This is a genomic window from Pseudomonas sp. HD6515 (genome assembly GCF_024971855.1).
GTDB lineage: Bacteria > Pseudomonadota > Gammaproteobacteria > Pseudomonadales > Pseudomonadaceae > Aquipseudomonas > Aquipseudomonas alloputida.
In genome coordinates this window covers 3360511-3380620 of record NZ_CP079827.1, presented here as the reverse complement: position 1 = coordinate 3380620, position 20110 = coordinate 3360511, and the positions used below count along the sequence as shown (strand labels likewise).

15 protein-coding genes are annotated in these 20110 nt (G+C 63.7%); 1 reads left to right on the top strand and 14 read right to left on the bottom strand.

Going from position 1 to position 20110, the window contains the following annotated elements; all coding sequences use genetic code 11:
• Window positions 1-100: 100 nt before the first annotated feature.
• The 13 genes from tssM to KW568_RS15515 form a co-directional block, all read right to left on the bottom strand.
• A complete protein-coding gene (gene tssM, locus KW568_RS15575; RefSeq protein WP_004576642.1) occupies window positions 101-2596 on the bottom strand; it encodes a type VI secretion system membrane subunit TssM in 2496 nt (831 codons plus the stop codon).
• On the bottom strand, window positions 2593-3501 hold the full coding sequence (gene tagF, locus KW568_RS15570) for a type VI secretion system-associated protein TagF (protein ID WP_003248338.1): 909 nt from the start codon (window positions 3499-3501) through the stop codon (window positions 2593-2595). Before tagF ends, tssM begins: the two co-directional genes overlap by 4 nt.
• Window positions 3498-7301, bottom strand: a complete 3804-nt coding sequence (locus tag KW568_RS15565) for a type VI secretion protein IcmF/TssM N-terminal domain-containing protein (RefSeq protein WP_004576641.1) — start codon at window positions 7299-7301, stop codon at window positions 3498-3500. The genes tagF and KW568_RS15565 overlap by 4 nt, the downstream gene beginning before the upstream one ends.
• Window positions 7302-7331: 30 nt before the next feature.
• Entirely contained in the window at window positions 7332-8048 is a 717-nt protein-coding gene (gene icmH / locus KW568_RS15560; RefSeq protein WP_004576640.1) for a type IVB secretion system protein IcmH/DotU, read from the bottom strand.
• A complete protein-coding gene (gene tssK / locus KW568_RS15555; RefSeq protein WP_004576639.1) occupies window positions 8045-9388 on the bottom strand; it encodes a type VI secretion system baseplate subunit TssK in 1344 nt (447 codons plus the stop codon). Before tssK ends, icmH begins: the two co-directional genes overlap by 4 nt.
• Window positions 9385-10107 (bottom strand): type VI secretion system lipoprotein TssJ, encoded by a 723-nt coding sequence (tssJ, locus tag KW568_RS15550; RefSeq protein ID WP_004576638.1) that lies wholly within the window; start codon window positions 10105-10107, stop codon window positions 9385-9387. The genes tssK and tssJ overlap by 4 nt, the downstream gene beginning before the upstream one ends.
• Window positions 10108-10131: 24 nt before the next feature.
• On the bottom strand, window positions 10132-12729 hold the full coding sequence (gene tssH / locus KW568_RS15545) for a type VI secretion system ATPase TssH (protein WP_003248348.1): 2598 nt from the start codon (window positions 12727-12729) through the stop codon (window positions 10132-10134).
• Window positions 12726-13796 carry a type VI secretion system baseplate subunit TssG gene (gene tssG, locus KW568_RS15540; protein ID WP_003248350.1) on the bottom strand — a complete coding sequence of 357 codons (1071 nt, stop codon included), beginning with the start codon at window positions 13794-13796 and terminating at the stop codon, window positions 12726-12728. Before tssG ends, tssH begins: the two co-directional genes overlap by 4 nt.
• On the bottom strand, window positions 13760-15580 hold the full coding sequence (gene tssF / locus KW568_RS15535) for a type VI secretion system baseplate subunit TssF (protein WP_004576637.1): 1821 nt from the start codon (window positions 15578-15580) through the stop codon (window positions 13760-13762). Before tssF ends, tssG begins: the two co-directional genes overlap by 37 nt.
• A complete protein-coding gene (gene tssE, locus KW568_RS15530) occupies window positions 15580-16062 on the bottom strand; it encodes a type VI secretion system baseplate subunit TssE (RefSeq protein WP_003248355.1) in 483 nt (160 codons plus the stop codon). The genes tssF and tssE overlap by 1 nt, the downstream gene beginning before the upstream one ends.
• A gap of 26 nt (window positions 16063-16088) precedes the next feature.
• A complete protein-coding gene (gene tssC / locus KW568_RS15525; protein WP_003248356.1) occupies window positions 16089-17591 on the bottom strand; it encodes a type VI secretion system contractile sheath large subunit in 1503 nt (500 codons plus the stop codon).
• 14 nt (window positions 17592-17605) lie between these two features.
• Window positions 17606-18145 (bottom strand): type VI secretion system contractile sheath small subunit, encoded by a 540-nt coding sequence (tssB, locus tag KW568_RS15520; protein ID WP_003248358.1) that lies wholly within the window; start codon window positions 18143-18145, stop codon window positions 17606-17608.
• Between the two features lie 64 nt (window positions 18146-18209).
• The gene (locus tag KW568_RS15515) at window positions 18210-18959 is read right to left on the bottom strand and encodes a hypothetical protein (RefSeq protein WP_028697263.1); all 750 of its coding nucleotides are present in this window, start codon (window positions 18957-18959) and stop codon (window positions 18210-18212) included.
• Window positions 18960-19247: 288 nt separating this feature from the next.
• Between KW568_RS15515 and KW568_RS15510 the strand changes: the two genes are divergently transcribed.
• Window positions 19248-19406: a hypothetical protein gene (locus KW568_RS15510; RefSeq protein ID WP_003248363.1), complete on the top strand. Its 159-nt coding sequence runs from the start codon at window positions 19248-19250 to the stop codon at window positions 19404-19406.
• Window positions 19407-19552: 146 nt separating this feature from the next.
• On the opposite strand, the gene KW568_RS15505 is transcribed toward KW568_RS15510, so the two are convergent.
• On the bottom strand, window positions 19553-20104 hold the full coding sequence (locus KW568_RS15505) for a hypothetical protein (RefSeq protein ID WP_003248365.1): 552 nt from the start codon (window positions 20102-20104) through the stop codon (window positions 19553-19555).
• Window positions 20105-20110 lie beyond the last annotated feature (6 nt).

Here is a 20110-nt window from a genome sequence, read left to right as displayed (position 1 = left end):
CCCCTTGGTTTTGACCTCGCCGGGCGTGCCGGCAGAGGTAGCTTGCCGCCGCCCGGGCCTCATCCTGTGAGGCCCCAGCGACCGGTTATTGCGGCGTGGCTCAGTTAAGCCCACGCACTTCGATTTCCACCCGGCGGTTGGGCTCCAGGCACTTGATCAACTGCGTTCGCGGTTGTTGCATGTCGCAGTTGACCAATGGCTTGCGGCTGCCTTCGCCCTGCGCGACCACCAGCTCGGCAGGTACGCCCTTGCCAACCAGATAGGTGCGGATGGTTTGCGCCCGTTGTTTCGAAACCTGCAGGTTGCCCTGGCTGTCACCCAGTTGGTCGGCGTGCCCCGAGATGATGATCTTGCCGATATTCGGGGTGTTCAGCAGCTTGCTGGCAATTGCGCTCAGCTGATGCTGGCCTTCGTTTTTCAGGCTCTGGAAGTCGGCGCGGCCGAAGGCGAACAGGGTGTCGGATTCCAGCGTGATGGTCTCGATCGCACGCAGTGACTGGGCCCGCAGGCTGTCGATGTAGTTGCGCGAACTGGACATCAGGAAGGCGTTGTCGAGGATGCGCGGTACATCTGGCTCACGGATCTGGTCGCTATAGAACGTGATCTGGCGGCTGGCATACAGGTAGTCCTGGTTGCCACCGGCCTCGCTGCCAGCGGCGGCCATGCTCTTGCCGGTATGGCGGGCGATGGCCGGGTACCAGTAGTCCGGCAGGTGCGCCTTGAGAAACGCCGGGTCGGCATGCTCGCGCTGGCCCGGAGAAAGCATCACGTAAGTGTCCAGGGCCGCCTTTCCGAAATTGGCGATCGACTGGGCGCGGTTGTCATGGGGCAGCGCCTCGGCCTCTACGCTGTCAATGCCGCTCACTGGCTGCAGCTCACGGGTGTTGCGCTGGTAGACCTTGAGCGTGGTCAGCAGGTACAGGGTGCGGGTCAGATTATCGGCCGTGGGCTTTAGCATCACGTTCTGCAACATGGCGAAGTAGCGGTTGCGCAGCAGCGGCTCGACCTCATGGCCCTGGTACAGGCCCAGGCGCATGCCGAGGGGCACGCCCTTTGCGTGGTGTTGCTCATGGTAGTGAGCAGCCCAGAAGCGCAAGCGGTCGAGGCTTCGCCAGGCGGTGTACTGGCCGCTGGCCGCCTGGTCGTCGGCCTTGGCCTGGGCCAGTTCGTCGGCAATGCTGGCCAGGGTGGCGCGGTTGTTCAGGTACGACCAGCCCCACAGGCTGCACAGCACCAGTGCCGCCAGGCCGGCAGCGCCCACCCACCCGGCCTTGCGCCGGCGTTCACGGTGGTTGCTGGTGTACAGCGCCACCAAATGCTGGTCGGGAATGATCACTTTGCGGAACAGGCTGTTGATGAACAGCGGCGCCGGCTGGCTGCCAGCAGTGCCCGTTCCTTCTGCGTGTTCGAGCGCGAAGCGTTCGGCCACATGCTGGCCGTGGCAGCCCCACTGAGCCTCGTCGGCCTGCAGCGCCGCGGTGAAATAGAAACCGCGCAGCATTTCGGCATTCTGGTAAGGGTTGGCACGCAGCAGGCTGTCGACGAACTGATGCAGGCGCGGCTTGAGCGCGGCCAGCTCCAGCGGGAAGCGGTAGGCGGCGTTGTTCTGCCGAGTGACTTGTATGTCCTGCTGCACCAGCTGCTGGCTCGCCATCTGCCCCCAGTAACGGGTCAGCTCGTCCATCGCATTGCTGAAGCGCTGGCCCCAGTCGGCTTGCTCGTACCCCTTGTGAGAGAAGGTTTTACCCATCACTTCACCACGCGCGGCGTCGTCCAGCTGGCGATAGAACGCGGTGAAACCAGGGATCAGGTCGCACTTGGTGAAAACCAGGTAGATTGGCAGGCGCACTTCAAGCAGCGCGCAGCTTTCCTGAATGCGTTCGCGCAGGCGCTTGGCCACGCGCTCCTGGTCTTCGACCGAGCCATGCAGGATATCGGCGATGCTGACGCTGACGATCAAGCCGTTAAGGGGGCGGCGCTGGCGATGCTGGCGCAGCAGTTGCAAAAAGCCGCGCCACTTGCCGGCTTCCTCGGGGCTGTTCATGTAACGCCCGGCAGTGTCCAGCAGTACCGCTTCAGAACTGAAGAACCAGTCGCAGTTGCGCGTGCCGCCCAGGCCCGCGACCCGCACGCCTTCGCGCTCGGCATAGGGGAAGTTCAGGCCCGACTGCAGGATCATCGTGCTCTTGCCGGCGGCAGGCTGGCCAATGACCAGGTACCAGGGCAGGGCATACAGTGCATCCTTGTTCGAGGTACCGCGCGGCTTGTTGCTGTGCAGGCGCTCGATGCCCTGCAGCAGGCGCTCGCGCAACAGGCTGACTTCTTCCCGGTCGGCCGGGGCTGCACTGAGTACAGCCTGGTCGGCGTCGTCGCGCAGCAGGCCTTCAAGGTTGTGGTGCTGACCCACGCCGCGGTACAGCAGCAGTACATAGCCCGCCGACAGCAGCAGAAACACGCCGATCCCGGCCAGCAGGCTGTGCAGCGAGGCGAAGCCGAAGGCTCGGCCGATGGCCCAGACCAGGAAAATCGCCAGGAAGAACGCCACGCCCAGCAGGTAGGGTTGGTAGCGCAGGCAGTAGTACTTGAGCTTGTTCATACAGGCGTCGCATCCAGTGCATCGACGAACTGGTCGATGACATGTTCAAGGGGGCGGTCGTAATCGTGCAGCCGTGGCACCGTTGTCAGCGGGCTGAGCAACTCCAGGTGCTGGCGCGGGTCGGCACAGCCACTGAGCAGGCGGTAGGCACAGCTGGCGTGGCGCGCCGGGAAGCAGTACAGCTGCGGGTGCATGAAGTCGTCGGCCAACAGGCTCACTGCCGGCAGCGCTCGGTGTTCGCTCATGCGGGCCAGCCAGGTCAGCCACAGGTCGGCAGTGGGGTTTTTAAGGCCACGTTCGGCCGGCAACGGCAATTCGATGCCGCCTGCAAAGTCGCCCAGCAGCGAGGCACGGCCGAGCTGCAGGTGGGCGAGGGCAGTGGCACTGTCGAAACCTGGCCAGGACCCATGAAGGGCACGGGCCACATCCGTGAAGCTGAAATCATGCAGGAACTTGGCGTGCACCCGGCGGAACAGGTCCAGGTCCTGGCCCTGCAGCGGGCGCAAGGCCTTGATCCGTTCGAACAGGCGGGCGCAGTCGGCGCCTTGCACGGCCTGGTGCAGCATCGGCTTGATCTGCGCGCTGAACAGCTCGCCAAGCGTGAACGGGTTGACCAGCCCAGTACTGTCATCGCCCTTGAGCAGCTGGAAGATGAAGAACGGGTAGCGCCGCTGGCTGGCATCGCGCGAGCTGAGCAGGCCACCCAGTAGCCAGTTGCCGTTGCGTGCGCGGTAGGTGAAAAAACACATCGGCAGCGCGTCGAACAACGCCTGCCAGTCATCGCGGTAGCGCATGGCTGCCAGCGATGACTGCAACCAGGCGTCGAACTCGCAGACTTCTTCCGCCGCCCCATGCAGGCTGACGAAATCTGCGCTCGACGGCAGCTTGCCGAAGCAACCGATCATTGCGCGCCCCTGCTGTTGAGGGCGCTCAGGGCCTTGACGTCACCCAGATCGGTCAGCTTGACCCCACCGAAGTTGCGCACGACAAGGCTTACGCGGCCGCTGGCGGTGTTCCAGCTGAAGCGTTGCTGAATGCCGTCCAGGTCGTCGACCCGAGCGCTCTCGTTCATGCGCAGCAGGCCCCACCGCCCTGGGAAATCGAACACGGTGACCCGTGTGCCGCTCAGGGTGACGACGTCCAGGCGCGCGCCCGGCGCGGTGCTGGTGCCCGGCCAGGCGAAGCGGTTCCAGCTGCTGCGGCCGTTGCGGTAGTGCTGCTCCTGGCCATCGAGCGTGAAGACGATGTCGGTGAAGTTGGCTGAAGGTTCCAGCATGATTTCGAAGCCGTTGTCACGGTCCGACAGGCTGGCGATCACCTGGCCCACGGAGCTGGCCTTGTCGATGCTGTTGAGCATGCCAGGGTTGACCAGCGCCGGCCCCTTGCCATCGCCCACACCCAGACCTTCACCACCGGCCAGGTTGCCGATTTCGTTGCGCTTGAAGGCCGGCAGCAGGCCGCTGTCGGGATCCACGAACCGTTGCAGGTCTTTCACCGAAGCCTCGTTGCGGCTGCTGCCGGCAATCGGGTAACGGTGTGCCATGACCTGCTCCCAGGGCTTGGCGATCTGCTGCGCCCAGGCCTTGGCGATCTGCTCGCCGGCTGGGTCGCGCAGGGTCGCCCAGGCATACTGGATGGGCAGGCTGAACAGCCCCTGCAGCGAGCGCGACAGGCCATCCTGGCTGGTGTCGACGCTGCTTTCCACGTAGTTGCGCACGGTGGTGATTTCGCTCGGCTGGCCTTCCAGGGTCTCGCTGATCAACTGTTTGCTGCTCTTGCCCACATCCTGCGAACGCTGGATGTTGTTCATGCGCACCTTGAGTTTGCGCAAGGCGGCCAGGTAGCGGTCCATGATGGTGCTGTCGGCACCTTCGGCGTTGTTTTCAGCGAACACCCGCGCCACCGGCTCGAAGCGCTTGGCCAGGCTGCCGTCGTCCACCGCCGGCAGGGCCGGGGCGACGTTGGCAGGCAGGGTGTCGTTGGCGTCGAACAGACCGGTGACCTTGCTCCAGAAGCCGTCATCGCGGCTGGTGCCGGCGGCCGGGATGGCTTGCTTGACCGGCAGGTCCCACTGGGTATTGTCGTTGACCGCCTGCAGCAGGTTCTTCACTGGCGAGTTCTGTACGTCGCTCAATAGCCCCAGTTCCCGGGTCGCCGAGGCCAGGTCGGCGAAGTGGCGCACGCCAACGCTGCTGACCATCTTGTACCAGGCCTGGGTGTAGTCGCGCTTGTAGCGGGTCATGAACTCGCGCACGAAGTTGGCCTTCTGCACGAGGGCATCGCCGCCTTCGCCGTCCAGCACCCAGTCCGACTCGTTGCGCAGGTTGCCCGACACCAGCTTGATCAGCTCGGGCTTGACGAAGGTGTCCCAGCCCTGGCGGGTGTAGATCGCCGGCACACCCGCGGTTCCGTACAGCAGCGCGCGGCCTGGTTGCGGGACCAGGTCGTTGAGGCTCAGCGCCGGGAACTGCCGGCTCGACTCGAGCTGCAGGCGCAGGTACTCGCGATCGACCAGCGAGCTGGAGATCATGAACGACTTGAGGTTCTGCCGGGTTTCGTTGATCAGCTGTTCGTTGCGCGGCAACGACGGCGCCTGCCCCTGTTCCAGCAACTGCACGTACAGCGGGGCATTTTCCGCGATCACGCCAGCGTCGGCCGGGGTGCCTTCGGCGGCGGCGCTGGCCCACGCCTGTGGCAGGCTGGCAGCGACGAAGGCCGGGTCTGGATGGGCCTGGGGCTCGGTCAGCAGCAGGTACAGCTTGAGGGTGTTGTAGGCCTCGATGATCGAGGCCACCTGCTGCTCGTCCAGGCGCCCGAGCATTTCTTCGGACAGTGACAGCCCACCGGTGGCGGCGGACAGCTCGGCGCCATCGCTGGCAGTGGCCAGGTTGACCTTGACGGCATAGGCGCCAGCGCGGGTGTTGCCCAGCGCGGCCTGAGCCCTGGCCGCAATGGCAGGGGCCAGCGGCTTGCCATTGCGCTTCTTCGGCTGCGGGGGCGGGGTGAATTCCAGCTCCTGATTGATACCGTTGGCGAAGGTGTTGAACGCCCGCATCTGCACCTGCAGGCTGCGTGCGATCGGTTCCAGCGCCTGGCTGCGCAGCTGCGCCAGGTAGGCGCTGCGGGTCACCTGGTGAATCGCCTCGCCCTGGTACAGGCCGCCACCCAACTGCAAGGGCACTCCCTGCAGGCGATGGGCCTCGACGTTGGCCATCTGTTCACGCAGCACTTCCAGGCCCTTGCCTGCGGCCAGCTGCTGCTCGCGGTCTGCTGCCTGCTCGATGTGCGCCAGCTGCCCGCGCAGGCTGTCCAGCCACTGGCGGTTATTGGCGAACGACAGCGCTTGCCAACCGATGAACAGCAACCCGGTGGCGGCGGCCAGGCCCAGTAGCAGCGGGCTGAACGCAGCCTGGCGGCCCAGGCGCGACTGGTAAAGGATCAGGTCGCGGTCGGGGAAGATCACCTGGCGGAAGGTGTCGGTGATGAAGTAGCTGCGGTTGCCCAGGGCCTTGCCGACGTGCCCGGCCTGCTCATCGTAGGCGGCCTGCAGGGCGAATTCGTCGGCGATGACGTCTTCATAGACCTGCCCCAGTTGCTGCCCGTTCTGCAGTGCACTGGTGAAGTACAGGCCACGTAGCAGCAGCGGGGCACCGCCGCGATGGCCGCGGGTGAAGTGGTCGAGGAATTGCTCGAGCACACCGCTGAGGGCGGCGAAGTACTGCGGGAAATTCAGCAGGGTGCTGTCGGCCTCGGCACCGAGGGCGATCATCTGTGCGTCGACGTGCTGGCGAATATGAGCCTGCAGTTTCTTCAGGCGCGTCTGCAGCACGGCGTGCAGGCCGTTGGTGCGGATTTCCGAAAGGCCAAAGGTCATGCCCAGCGGCTGCTGGCGTTCGTGCAGGTCGAGGCCGTCGAAAGCCTGGCTGAAGCCCGGCAACTGGTCGGTCTTGCTCAGCATCAGGTAAACCGGCGGGTTGGCATCGAGGCATTCGGCGTATTCTTCCACCCGGGCCACCAGCTGGGCCGCCAGGGCATTGCGCTCATCGCTGTTGGCCGCCAGCAGTTCGGGCAGGCTGACCACCAGGACCAGGCCATTGATCGCCGCTTTGCCGCGCTGCTTACGCAGCATGCGCAGAAAGGCCGAGAACTCGCTGGCCGACTGGTCGTCGCGCAGGTAGCGCCCGGCGGTGTCGATCATCACGGCGTCGGGGCTGAAGTACCAGTCGCAGTGCTGGGTACCGCTTTCGCTGTCGTTGGCCGTAGCGATGCTGGCCGACAGGCCGGAATGGGTCAGCAGCGAGGTCTTGCCGGCCGCCGACATGCCGACCACCAGGTACCAGGGCAGGTCGGACAGCGCCGCCTTGCCGCCGCCACCCGCGGAGCGGTCGGTGCGCAGCATGGCGATGGCGTGCTTCAGGCGCTCACGCAGCACCTGCTGGTCACGGAACTCGCCAGTGGCATTCCACGAGCGGTCGACCTCGATCTGCAGCAGGTTCTCCAGGTTGTGTTCGGCACGAATGCGCTGGTATTGGCGCAGCACGATTACCAGCAGGAAGCAGGCACTGATGATTGCCAGCGCTTCAGGCACGTGATGACGCAGCCCCGGCACCAGCGGCGCGGCCAGCCAGCAAATCAACAGGCTAGCCAGCCACAGCAATGGCAGCAGCACCCAGAAACTTTTCAACAGACGCAGTAATGTTTTCATGTCTTCCTGACTCGGCTACCTGGTATGTGCTCAGGCACTGAACAGCTGGCGGATTTGTTCGGACAGGGCGGCGACGTCCTTGTCCAGCAACCAGTCCAGCGTCAGGTACACGGCGACGCAGACCAACGCGATCAGCGCCAGATACACCCACAGCGGTACTTCATGGCGCAGCATCTGCGACACCTGGTCGGGCAGTGCCCAGTCCGGTGACAGGGCTTTGGGCGCCTTGCGGTAGCGGGCGATATCCTGGCCCAGGGTATTGGCCAGGTAACGCAGCTGGTCCTTCTGGCCGAGGCTGAACTTGCCCTCGAAGCCCAGTGCCAGGCACAGGTGGTAGACCTCGAGCACGTCGATGTTCTGCTTGACGTCGGCGCGCAGCGCATCGACCTTCTCGAAGAAGCCTTCGCCGGCCAGGTGCACGCCGAAATAGCGGAACTGCAACGGCTGCAGTTCAAAGTGCCGACGCAGCGCGTTGTCGTCCGAGCGCAGTACGCTTTCGTCGAGGAAGGCGCACAACGCGTATTGGGTGTCCTTGACCTGCTCGACGCTGTAGTTGGCGGCACGGGCATCACGTTCCAGGTTGGCGAAGAAGCGTTCGACGCTACCTTCGAAGGCCTGCACCGAGGTGACCTGGCGGCCGCGACGTACGATCAACGCCATGCTGATGAAGTCCTGGACCAGGTCCTTGAGCGTCGGTTTGTCGCTGGCGGCCGGGACGGCGCCCTGTTGCAGTACGGCTTCGGTCATTTGAGCACCGCCATCAGTTCAAGCTTGAGGTTGGTAAAGGCGCTGGGCGCATAGAAGCAGATGGCCTGGGCGCTGATCATTCGCTCATACACAGTGCCGTGTGGTTCGATGGCGAAGTACTGGTTGTCCAGGCGCACCGGAATCGCGTTCGGCAGCCGCGCGGCATGATTGAGGGTGACACCCGGCATGGCGCTGTTGACCACCACTTCAATGTCTTCCGGCGAACCGACCTTGAAGGCACGGGGCACCAGCTCCAGCAGGCTGGCGCCGGGCATGTCGGCGTGCACGGCGATATAGAAGTCGGCTTCGGCCAGGCGCGGGTCGTGCAGTTGGCCTTGCCAGTGCGATGGCTTGGTCTGGGTCAGGTTGATGACAATGCACTGGTTGGGCACGACGTTGTCGAGCATCACCCGGATCATTTCGTCGAGCTTGACCAGCGACGCGGCCGGGTCGTGGTGGTCGTACTCGGGGATGTCGCTGAGCTGGGTGTCCAGGGTGAAGGTCAGCAGGCCGCCGGCAAGGTCCGCCAGGAACAGGTACAGGCGCTCCGGGTGCAGGCGCGGGTGGGCCAGTAGATGCGCCAGCTGCGGGTGGGCACGGTTGACCGTGTTCAGCAGCCAGAACAGGGTCACATCGCTGGAGCCGAACTCGGCGATCTGGTCGGCGCGCTCGCGGCGTCGGCCGGAAAGCGCCTTGCTCTTGGCCTGCAGGGCGCCGAGCAGGCGCTTGCCGATGCCGGCAATGGTCTCGTGGCTGCCCAGGTGCAAGGTGGGGTGGACGAAATGTGGGTCAACGTTGAAACCGCCCATGCTGTTGCGTGTCAGCTTGGCCAGTGGGCAGTGGCTGTAACCGTCGAGGCTGTCACCGTCGACCAGCAGTACGACGTTCAGGCGCAAGCTGGTGATTTCGTTTTCCAGCTCGCCTTCATTAAGGTCGGGCAGGGTGTCGAACTGCTTGCGGAAACGCCGTGCGGCCTTGTGTTCGTGGCCATCCTCGACGTAGTTGAGGCCGAATGGCTCGGGCAGCTTGAGCGCGGCATACACCTTCAGGTCGTTGGCCTTGAGCAGGTCCTTGAGGTCGCGCGCGGCCGGCAGCGGATCGTGCTGCGGCGCGTCGTAGAGGCTGCCATCGGGGAACACCAGCTTCAGGCGCTTGAGCTGCAGTGAACCATTGACCAGGGCGTCCTCGTCCACCTGCAGCGCCTGAACCCCCCAATGGAAAGGGGTGCTGCGCAGGGTCGCCTCAGCCAACTGGTGCTGATGGAATTCGTCCTGATACTGGAAGTGCTGGGGCAGCAGGAACATGCCTTCCGACCACATCACCCGGCTCTGCTTGCTCATTTGACGCTATCCACTAAAGAATTGAAGGTTGAATCCATGGCGTTGCTGGCCGACTGGCTGGCGGCGTCGGTGGCTTTGTCGATGGCCGCGTCCTGCACCTTGTCGGTGAGGGTCGCGTCGGCATCCTTGGCCTTCTGCGCAGCGGCCAGCTGGTCGGCGGTCGGCGGTTTGTTCAGTACGTCCACGCCCCGCATGGCGCTGATTTCGGTGTTGTCCACCAGCACCCGCAGGCCGTCGGAGGAGAACCAGATACCGTCCTTGCGCAGCGAGTTGGCGTCGAAGGCGACTTTCCAGCGCGCGTCCTGCTCATCGCGGAAGAACGCCGCCACGCCGACGTAGCGCGCGTTCTTGGCCAGCGGCCACTGGTCGATCTGGCCAATGCCAGGTAGCAGGGTGATCTCGCGGGTTTCCACCAGGGTGTTGCCCAAGGCTTTTTGCGGGGCGTCCCACAGGGTCTCGGCATCGGTAGCCGCGAAGCGCTCGAGGTCGGTCAGCTGATACACGCGCATCACCACCGACAGCGGCTTGCCCTCGGCGTCGGGGTTGAGCTGGTTGCCGCCGTCGGAGGTCAGGATGACCTTTTCGCTGTCGGCCAGCATGTCGGCCGCCCAGCTGTCTTCCATGCGCTTGCCGATACGGTCGGTGACCCCGCAGCCGGCCAGCGCCACCAGCAAGGCGGCTGCGGTCAGGCGTTTGAGGACGATGTGCTTGTGTTGCATGACGGCAAAACCTCCGGGTACTGGTCAGGCCAGGCGATAGGCGAAATCGCCATCGCTGCCCAGCTCGATCGCAAGGTGCTGGATCGGCGCGTCCTGGGCCATGCGCTCGAGCACGCGCTGGGCGAGTTCGGGCATCAGGGTCTGGGACAGGATGTTGTCGATGTTGCGTGCGCCGCTGTCGACCTCGGTGCAGCGCGCGGCGATGGCCTTGACCAGCGCCTGGTCATAGCTGAGCTCGGCCTGGTGGTTGCGGGCGAAGCGCTTGGCGATGCGTTCGAGCTTGAGGGCGACGATGCGCTCGAGGATCTGGTCCTGCACCGGGTAGAACGGCACGATGCTCAGGCGACCGAGGAAGGCCGGCTTGAACACATGGTTGAGCTGGTCGCGCAGGTCCTCGACGATCGCCTCGGGCGTCGGCAGCTCGGTGGCGTTCAGGCAGGTCTGCATGATGCGCTCGGTGCCGGTGTTGGAGGTGAGGATGATCACCGTGTTGCGGAAATTGATTTCGCGGCCCTCGCCATCGTCCAGCACGCCCTTGTCGAACACCTGGAAGAACAGTTCCAGCACGTCGGGGTGGGCTTTTTCCACCTCGTCGAGCAAGACCACGCTGTACGGCTTGCGGCGCACCGCCTCGGTCAGCACGCCGCCTTCGCCGTAGCCGACATAGCCGGGTGGCGAGCCCTTGAGGCTCGACACGGTGTGGGCCTCCTGGTACTCGGACATGTTGATGGTGATCAGGTTGCGCTCGCCGCCGTACAAGGTGTCGGCCAGGGCCAGGGCGGTTTCGGTCTTGCCGACGCCGCTGGGGCCGAGCAGCAGGAACACGCCAATCGGTTTGTTCGGGTCTTCCATGCGCGCTCGGGAAATCTTGATGCGCTTGCCGATCTCGTGCAGGGCGTGGTCCTGGCCCAGCACGCGTTCACCAAGCAGGGCCGGCAGGCGCTGCACGGTATCGATTTCGTCACGCAGCATCTTGCCCAGCGGGATGCCGGTCCAGCCGCTGATGACCTGGGCGATGGCGCCGCTGTCGACCAGCGCATGGACCAGTGGCTGGTCGCCTTGCACGCGCGCCAGCTCGGCACGCAGGGTATTGAGCTGCTGAGCGTCGGCATCGTTGGCGGCGTCCAGCGCCTTGAGCTGTTCGACCAGCTCCAGCTCCTGCTGCCACTGGGCATTGAGTTGCTGTTCTTGTTGCTGCTCGGCCTGCAGGGCAGCCTGCAGCGCTTCCAGGCGGCGGGCATGGTCGTGCCCCTTGCCGGCTTCGTGGCCGAGCACGCCGATTTCTGCTTGCAGGTTGTCGATCTGCCGGCGGCAGTCTTCCAGTGCGCCGGGCAGCGAAGATTGCGCCAGGGCAATGCGCGCGCAGGCTGTGTCGAGCACGCTGACCGCCTTGTCGGGCAGCTGGCGGCCGGTGATGTAGCGGTTGGACAGGCGTACCGCCTGCACCAGCGCTTCGTCCATCACCGCCACCTTGTGGTGCTCGCGCATCTTGCCGAGCAGGCCGCGCAGCATGTGAATGGCCTTGTCTTCGTCGGGCTCTTCCACTTTGACCACCTGGAAGCGGCGGGCGAGGGCGGCGTCCTTCTCGAAGTACTTCTTGTATTCGGCCCAGGTAGTGGCAGCGATGGTGCGCAACTCGCCACGGGCCAGGGCCGGCTTGAGCAGGTTGGCGGCATCGTTCTGCCCGGCCTGGCCGCCGGAGCCGATCAGGGTGTGGGCTTCGTCGATGAACAGGATGATCGGGTGCAGGCTGCGCTTGACCTCTTCGATCACAGCCTTGAGGCGGTTCTCGAACTCGCCCTTGACCCCGGCGCCGGCCTGCAACAGGCCCAGGTCGAGGGTGTGCAGGGCAACGTCCTTGAGCACCGCCGGCACGTCACCCTGGGCGATGCGCAGCGCCAGGCCTTCGACCACGGCGGTTTTGCCGACCCCGGCTTCGCCCGTGAGGATCGGGTTGTTCTGTCGGCGGCGGGTGAGGATGTCGACCATCTGCCGTACTTCGAACTCACGGCCCAGCACCGGGTCGATGCGGCCTTCGCGGGCGCTTTGGGTAAGGTTGACCGTGTACTGGTCCAGCGCTGGGGTCTTGCCGCTGGCCTTGCTCGACGTGCTCACTGGCGCCGCTGGGCTGGCCAGCGGGCTGGCCTGCCTGGACTCGGCGCTACCCTCCACCAGCGCGGCAAGGTTCACGCGCAGGTCATCGGCGTTGATTTTTTCCAGCTCCGGCGCAGAGGCGATCACCACGCGACGCAGTTCAGCATCGTCAAGCAGAGCCTGCAGCAGGTGAGCGCTGCGCACCTGGCCTACGCCGTATTCGATCGAGGCCAGCAACCAGGCTTGCTCGATCATGCGGGTAATGTGCGGCGACAGCGCCGGGGTGCGGGTATTACCTTTCTTGAAGGTGCCCAGGGCGGTGACCAGCTGCGCTTGCAGGCGTTCGGCGACGACCTCGTAGTGGCGCAGGATCGGCGCCAGGTCGCTGTCGTTGTTGTCGAGCAATTGCAGCAGCAGGTGCTCCACTTCCACGTCGTAATGGTGCTCGGACAGGCACAGGGCCGCCGCGCTTTCGGTGGCCGTGCGGCTGGTTTCGTTGAGCTTGGCGAACAGAGACTTCAGGTTCACAAGGCGACCCCATCGTAAGGAATGTGGAAGACGGCGCAACGCGAAGGCTCCGCGTCACGACCCGGGCGTTTGAGCCAACCCAGCCAGCCCAGGGCGACATTGCCGCTGCGGCCCAGTTGGGCGCGTGGCACCGCCTCGCGCTTGAGGCGCGGGGCAATTTCGAAATCCAGCTCGGCACCTATATAGAAGCGCACCAGCTCGACCAGCTTGCGGTAGCAGGCGGTGCCCGGCTGGAAGCGCTGGTAGTCGGCCAGGCTCAGCGGGCCCAGCTCGATGCGGATGCACGACTGGTAGTCCCAGACCCGGTTGCCGGCGACGGCGCTGTGGCCGAGCTGGGCATTGCGGCGGCCGAGCTGGGTGCATTGTTCGGGCTGCAGGTGCAGCCAGCGCCCGGCGAACGGCTGGACCTTGATAGGCAGCGAGAAATAGAAGCCGAGCATGCGTTCAAGGTTCAGCGCATTGCGCGGCTTCTGGCTGAGCAGGCCGGCAAAATAGCTGAACAGCTCACGACGCAATGCTGACGGTTGCTCTTCGAACTTCAGCTTCTGGGCGCGCGGCCCGAGGCCAACCAGGTTGAGCAGGTAGCCGTCGAAGCCCGAAGTGCCATTGCGCTCGTGCTCGATGTGGAATTTGTATTTTTGCCAGGCCTCGTAGAACAGCGTGGTCATGCGGTGCGAGAAGATGTCGAGAAACGCATGGGCGGCATCGTCGCGATACTGCACGTGGCGCTCGAGCAGCAGCTCGGTGTACGGGCGTGGCAGCACGCCCGACGGCCCGACCAGGCCCATGAAGGTGACCTGCACTTCCGACAGCGGCAAGCCGGCCGGCGACACCTTGCCTTCGCGCTCGAAGTGCAGGTCGCTGACCTCGCTGGCCGGGAACGCCAGCGACAACTGGGTACGAAAACGCAGCGGGTCTTCGTGCGGCCGGGTTGCCAGGTCCATGCGCCCGGTGCGGCTGTAGTGCAGGCGGAGCAGGCGCACCAATTGAAAGAATTCGAATCGGTGCGGCTCGGCTCGGGCCTGATCGATCAGACCAGGGGCTGATCGCCGGTGCGTGCTGGCCATTGTACGACTCTCTTTTCTCGTTGTTGGGTGCGCAGGGTCAGTTGGGTGAAGCTGTTCATCGAGCAGTACTGGCCGAAGAAGTGGTCCAGCACTTTGCCGAACAGAAACACGCCGCTGCCGATGAACTGGCTTTCGTCCAGGGTCAGGGTGATGCCGACGCCGCGCACGAAATTTGGCCGCGGGTGGCCGATGCGCGCGACCACCGGTTCGCTGCTGATCGCCTTGATGCCGTTGATCTGTTTGCGAATGGCGGAAACATTGCGGTAGTTGTACAGCGACAACAGCTCCAGCAGCACTTCCCGGCCCTGGCTGACCAGCGACAGATGGTTCAGCGACAGGTGGGCGATCAACCGCCAGATCAGGCCCTTGCCCAAGGGCACACGCACCGTGGCGGTGGGCTTGCGCAGGCAGCGGATATCCTTGATCACCGAGTTGGCGGGAATGGTGAAATCGCCCCGTTCCCCACCGAACGGCAGCATCAGCGGCACGTCGCGGTTGCTGCAGGTAAGGCCGATACTGAGGGTGTCGCTGCTGGCGTCGATCAGTTCCAGATCGCGGTCGACCACGCGGATGCTCATGGCAGTGGCGTCACCCTGGTTTCGCCGGCGCGCAACCCAGAAGCTGCTGTGTGGGTCTTGCTCGCCCCGGGGTTCGAAAAACGGCTGGCAGGTGGCGACCTGGTCGATACCGCCGAGTTTGCGCACCCGCCGTACCCGGTCGATCGAGACCACTTCTGCAGCGTTGTGCAGCCGTGTATCAGGGGTGACCGGGTATTCGTGCTGGGTGTGGGTCAGCTTGATCGGCTCGGCCTGCTGGCGGAACAGGTTGATGATCGGCGTGCAGTTGAGCTTGAAGTTGTTGCGCCCGATGTTCTGGGTCAGCCGCGCCAGGCGCTCGCTGAGGTCATAGTCGGAGAAATAGAAGTTGACCTCTACCTGCTCGATGGCCTTGCCCTGCAGGATGCGGGCAAATCCACTGAGGTCGAAGAACATGAACTTGTCGGGGAAGGTGAAATACTCGTGCAGCAGGCGGTAGCCCAGGAATGAGCGTTCGGAGTAGTCCACCAAGCCTTCGTCACGGGCGTAGCCCACGGTGTTCAGGGCATCGGCCGGCAGCGCCACTTCGCGGCGGCGGCCCTGGTCGTCGAAGCTCAGCGTGGCCTTGGCCAGGTTGTTGAACAGCAGCTCGTACAGCTGCAGCATCAGGGTCGCTTCGCCGTCGAGGAAGAACCGCAGGCGGTTCATGTCCATCTGCCCGAACAGGGCATCGCCAGTGGCTGCCAGGCGGATGCGCAGACGAGCGACCAGGTCGGCGCTGTGCCCGTTGAAGGCCGAACGTTCCATTTCCGTGAACGAGGCCTGCTGCACGGTAATCGGCCACAACTCTACTGGGTAGCAGGTGCGGAACTTGCACACCACGCCTTCCACGGGATTGGCATGCATCTCGGTATGGCGCGCCACGCGGTAGGCTTCGGTGACTTTCTCGTGCCTGCCCAGGCTCAGTTCGACAATCGACATCGACGGAGTAGGGCGCAGGTAGTGGGGGTACAGCACCTCGAGGAAGGATTCGACGATTTCCGGAAACTCGTCATCGAGCTTCTTGTGCACCCGCGCAGACAGGAACGAGAACGCCTCGATCAGGCGCTCGGTGTGCGGGTCTTCGCAGTTGTCGCCTTCGATCAGCAGCCGCGAAGCGATCTTCGGGTACTGCGCGGCAAACTCCTGGCCGAGAAAGCGCAGGTGCGACAGTTCCTTTTCGTAGTAGGGCAGCAGTTCGTCGAGCATCAGTTGAGGTTCTGCACTTTGTATTCCTGGGTGTTGACCTGCAGCACGGCGTCGAATGACACCTGGCGGCTGATGTCCTGCAGACGCAATACGGCGTCCACGCGGAAGGTCAACATGCGATGGCCGTTCTGCTGGGCCAACAGCTGAACACGGACCCGGCGAAAGCGCCGGTCTCCGGTGCTGATCGCCCGCTCCAGCTGTTGCTGGATCAGGCGACGATCGTGCGGGTCGAGCACGCTGCGGCTGATGAAGTCCGGCATGCCGTATTCAAGGATGGAACCACCGAGCTGGCTGAAGCCGTCGAGCTCTTCGGCGACCAGGGACTGGCGGGTGTTCACCAGGACTTCGAGGTCGCGGACGATGCTGGCCTTGTACTCGGCCAGCGAGCAGGTGCGCTGCGCTGCGGGCTCGGCCGACTGGTAGGGACGGTCGTCCAGCAGTCGGTCGAGCAGCGAGGGCAGCAGGCGGGCCTGGTTACTCATGTGTCATCCCTGTACACAACGGCCTGTCAGCCGCGCGCGCCCTGTGGCAGCTCGGCAACCAGCCGCAGCGAGGCGGTCAGTTCATCCAGCTGGTAGTGCGGGCGCAAGTAGGTCACGGCCTTGTACACGCCTGGCTTGCCGGGCACTTCGAACACCTCGGCGCGCGCTTCGCGCAACGGGAACTTGGCCTTGGCCTCCTGGCTGGCGGTGTCGTCGAGCAGCACATAGCTGGCCAGCCACTGGTTGAGGAAGCGCTCGACATCCATGCGCGAGGCAAAGCTGCCGATCTTGTCGCGCATGATCGCCTTCATGTAGTGGGCGATGCGCGAAGTGGCGAAGATGTATTGCAGCTGGGCCGACAGGCGTGCGTTGGCGTTGGCGATGTCGGTGTTGTACTGCTTCTGTTTCTGCGCCGACTGGGTGCCGAAGAACGCGGCATAGTCGGTGCCCTTGCAGTGCACCAGGGGGATGAAGCCCAGGTCCGACAGCTCTTTTTCGCGGCGGTCGGTGATGGCGATTTCGGTCGGGCACTTGAGGGCGATTTCGCCGTCGTCGGTCTTGAAGGTATGGGTCGGCAGGCCTTCGACCAGGCCGCCGCCTTCCACGCCGCGGATGGCCACGCACCAGCCGTAGCGGGCGAAGGCGTCGGTGACGCGGGTGCCGAGGGCGTAGGCGGCGTTCATCCACAGGTATTTGTTGTGGTCGCGGCCATCGACGCTTTCGACGAAGTTGAATTCTTCCACCGGGGTGGTATCCGGGCCATACGGCAGACGACCGAGCACGTGGGGCAGGGTGAGGCCGACGTAGCGCGAGTCTTCCGAGGCGCGGAACGACTTCCACTTGGCGTATTCCACGGTGTCGAAGATCTTCGCCAGGTCACGCGGGCCGGACATCTCGGTGAACGAGTCCCAGCCGAACAGCTCGGACGAAGCGGCCGAGATGAACGGCGCGTGCGCCGCCGCCGCGACGTGCGAGATCTCTTCGAGCAGGTACATGTCTTCGGGGTTGCGGTTGAACTCGTAGTCACCGATCAACATGCCGAAAGGTGCGCCACCGAAGGTGCCGTACTCTTCTTCGTAGACCTTCTTGAACAGTGCGCTCTGGTCGAATTCGCTGGCGGCCTTCAGGTCGCGTACCAGGTCTTTCTTCGAGGCATTGAGCAGGTGGATCTTCAGTGTGGTGCTGGTCTCGGTCTGGTCTACCTGGTATTTCAGGCCGCGCCAGGAGGCTTCCAACTGCTGGAACTCGCGGGCGTGCATGATCTCGTTCATCTGCTCGGAGAGCATCGCGTCGATTTCGGCGATGCGCGAATCGAGCACGGCGATCAGGTCCTTGCTCGGGGTCATCTCACCCTCGAGCACCTGGTTCACCAGTTCGCCAATCAGGTCGCGGGTGCGGTTGCGCTCGGTGTCGGAGCGGGCCACGCGGCTTTGCGAAATGATGCTGTCGAGCAGCGAGGGCTGTGGTGCGAAGTTTTCCACTTCGACCAGGTCGCCGGCCTGTTGCGGTGCGGTTTGCTTGTCGGTCATGTTCGGGCTCCTGCTCAGGCGCGATCGTCGCTGGACGGGTCTTTCACTTCGGCTTCACGGCCGAATTCCTTGCCCAAGGTCTTGAGCTTTTCGGTGTTCTGCAGCACATCCATCAGCAGCTCTTCGAGCTTGTCGTTGCCGCCCATCTTGTTGCGCAGGTCGGCCAGCTTGTTGCGCACTTCCAGCAGCTTGCGCAGCGGCTCGACCTGCTTGACCACGTTCTGTGGCTCGAAGTCTTCGAGGCTGTTGAAGTTCAGCTCCACGCCCAGCTGGGTACCGTTCTTGGCCAGGGTGTTGTCGACGCGGTAGGTCAGGCGTGGCTTGATGCCCTTGAGCACACCGTTGAAGTTGTCGCGGTCGATGTACACGAACTTGCGGTCCTTGAGCTTGGGCAGCGGCTCCAGCGGGTTGCCGGAGAAATCACCCAGTACGCCGACGACGAAGGGCAGCTCCTTTTTCTCGATGGCATCGCCGATGTCCACGTCGTAGGTGATATGGACCCGAGGCGCGCGAACGCGGTCGAGTTTGTGCTGAGTGCTTTCCTTCTTCGCCATCGTGTTCTCCAGTGCGAGCAATTCGCTGCGAATCATTGCGCGGCCCGGTACCGGGCGCTGCGCGTTACAGTCCTTCGATCGTCAGCAGCAGGCGCTGACGGATTTCGTCGTTCATTTCCAGGATGTTGTCGCGGCCTACCAGTTCTTCGAAGCTGGTGTTGCCGGCAATCTGCGTGCTGCTGCGGATGACCGAGTCGTCGGGAAGTTCCGAGCGCACCGGCGAGCTGATGACGCAGAACGGCAGGTCGCCAAAGCCCTTCAGGCGCTCGAAGCTCAGGCCGTAGCGCAAGCCCTCGAACAGTCGGCCAAGGCCAGGCGACTTGCTCAGGCAGTAGAACAGCACCAGGTAGTGCACCACGAAGCGGTACAGCTCGGCGCTGCTGCGGTTGGGGTCTTTGATGACATTGCGAAACCGCGCCAGGTCGAAGGCGTGGAAGCCCACAACCCAGCGGGTCGGGCTGGTGATGCGGATGACCTGGCCGCTGTGTTCCAGGGTCTTGTCGTATTCCAGCGGGAACAGTTCGGGGGTGGTGCTGATCAGGTTCAGCGGTACTTCCAGCTCGGTGACCAGCTGGAACGGCGCGGCCGAACCGATACGTTCGTAGAGTTCGACCAGGGCCTGGAAGTGGCCCTGGGTTTCGCGTCCGCTGCTGCGCTGTGCGCCTTGCAGGTATTCGCCAAACAGGGTTTGCGGACGGATCAGCGGTGCCACGGTGGCAAGGTAATCCGCCGCCTGCGCCTTCAGCGCATCGGAGATCGCCCGCGTTTGGCTACGCAGCTTGATCAGTGCTTCGACATCGAATGTCTGTGTCATTGGTGCATCGTCCATGTGCCTGCTTGATCGTCCTGAAACGCCGGTGGCGTGGACCTGAAAAATCGCCTTTCGGCTGCAGCGAATTTGGGTGCTGGCATATGAATATTGTGTTGCCAGCAATGCCGAGTAGGGCACCTCGCTGCGGAAGAAGTTCCGGCGAGGGGGGCGATTTTTTCCCCGTTTTGTGACGCTGCGCAATAATGGCGCTGTGATATTGACAGCGTGTCTTGGGCGCAGGAGATGGGGGCTCAAGCCCTAAAGACTGGGTACGAAAGGGGCTGGAAAGCGATGAAAATCGGCGACAAAAGTTTTTTTCAAAAAGTGAATCAGTTCTCATTTTGTGCGCCGGCCGCGTGCGTGCAGCGTGGTGGGGAAGCGCGTCAGGATGATGGCAATGCGACCGGTTTCGTCGCGTCCGGCGGGGAAACTGTATTGTTCAAAATCTAATAGCTAGCGCGATGCCCGTAGGAGCGGGTTTACCCGCGAATAGGCCGGACCTGCCGGCCACTATCCCTGGTCATTCACCGTCACAGCCGCCACCGCATTCGCGGGCAGCCTGCCCGCGAACACCGGCGCAGCCGGTTTCATCCAACTCAACGACCATCGACCTGTACGCAAACGTCTCTGCCATCGATTGCCTTGCATGGCCAATTGTCGTTGATGTAATGATCCGGCTTGAAGCACACCCGTTCATCGTTGACCCAGAACATCTGCCAACCGGAGCCCGAGATCCTGAGCTTCGGGCACGACCAGTAGTCCTTTGCCGAAAGCGTGGCTGTGGTCAGCGCAATCATTGTCGGAGCAACGATAACCATCAGCACAACTGTCAGTTGCAGCGAGCGTAGCTGGAACCCATGCAGCCAAGAGGTTTTTGGTGGGTCAAACTTTCGACCGGTCCATGCGGCGATCAGGCTGGCAACGATCAGGCAAGGCCCCAGGGGAATGAATGCAATCATGAAGAAAGCTTTGAGTGGTGTTTCCACGACCGGCGCATTACGGTAGATCCGGCCGTAGAGGGGCACGATATCTGTCCATAAGGCGTACACCGCCAGTGCTCCCATGGCGAGCATGGACAGCATCAGACCGATGGCCGTAAGCCGGAAAAGAATAGGGGACCTTACGTAGAGTTCGGGATGGTCTTTCATGTGTGC

Coding starts and splice junctions, on each gene's coding strand:
- tssM (WP_004576642.1), bottom strand. CDS start 2,596: ATGAACAAGCTCAAGTACTACTGCCTGCGCTACCAACCCTACCTGCTG.
- tagF (WP_003248338.1), bottom strand. CDS start 3,501: ATGATCGGTTGCTTCGGCAAGCTGCCGTCGAGCGCAGATTTCGTCAGC.
- KW568_RS15565 (WP_004576641.1), bottom strand. CDS start 7,301: ATGAAAACATTACTGCGTCTGTTGAAAAGTTTCTGGGTGCTGCTGCCA.
- icmH (WP_004576640.1), bottom strand. CDS start 8,048: ATGACCGAAGCCGTACTGCAACAGGGCGCCGTCCCGGCCGCCAGCGAC.
- tssK (WP_004576639.1), bottom strand. CDS start 9,388: ATGAGCAAGCAGAGCCGGGTGATGTGGTCGGAAGGCATGTTCCTGCTG.
- tssJ (WP_004576638.1), bottom strand. CDS start 10,107: ATGCAACACAAGCACATCGTCCTCAAACGCCTGACCGCAGCCGCCTTG.
- tssG (WP_003248350.1), bottom strand. CDS start 13,796: ATGGCCAGCACGCACCGGCGATCAGCCCCTGGTCTGATCGATCAGGCC.
- tssF (WP_004576637.1), bottom strand. CDS start 15,580: ATGCTCGACGAACTGCTGCCCTACTACGAAAAGGAACTGTCGCACCTG.
- tssE (WP_003248355.1), bottom strand. CDS start 16,062: ATGAGTAACCAGGCCCGCCTGCTGCCCTCGCTGCTCGACCGACTGCTG.
- tssC (WP_003248356.1), bottom strand. CDS start 17,591: ATGACCGACAAGCAAACCGCACCGCAACAGGCCGGCGACCTGGTCGAA.
- tssB (WP_003248358.1), bottom strand. CDS start 18,145: ATGGCGAAGAAGGAAAGCACTCAGCACAAACTCGACCGCGTTCGCGCG.
- KW568_RS15515 (WP_028697263.1), bottom strand. CDS start 18,959: ATGACACAGACATTCGATGTCGAAGCACTGATCAAGCTGCGTAGCCAA.
- KW568_RS15510 (WP_003248363.1), top strand. CDS start 19,248: ATGAAAATCGGCGACAAAAGTTTTTTTCAAAAAGTGAATCAGTTCTCA.
- KW568_RS15505 (WP_003248365.1), bottom strand. CDS start 20,104: ATGAAAGACCATCCCGAACTCTACGTAAGGTCCCCTATTCTTTTCCGG.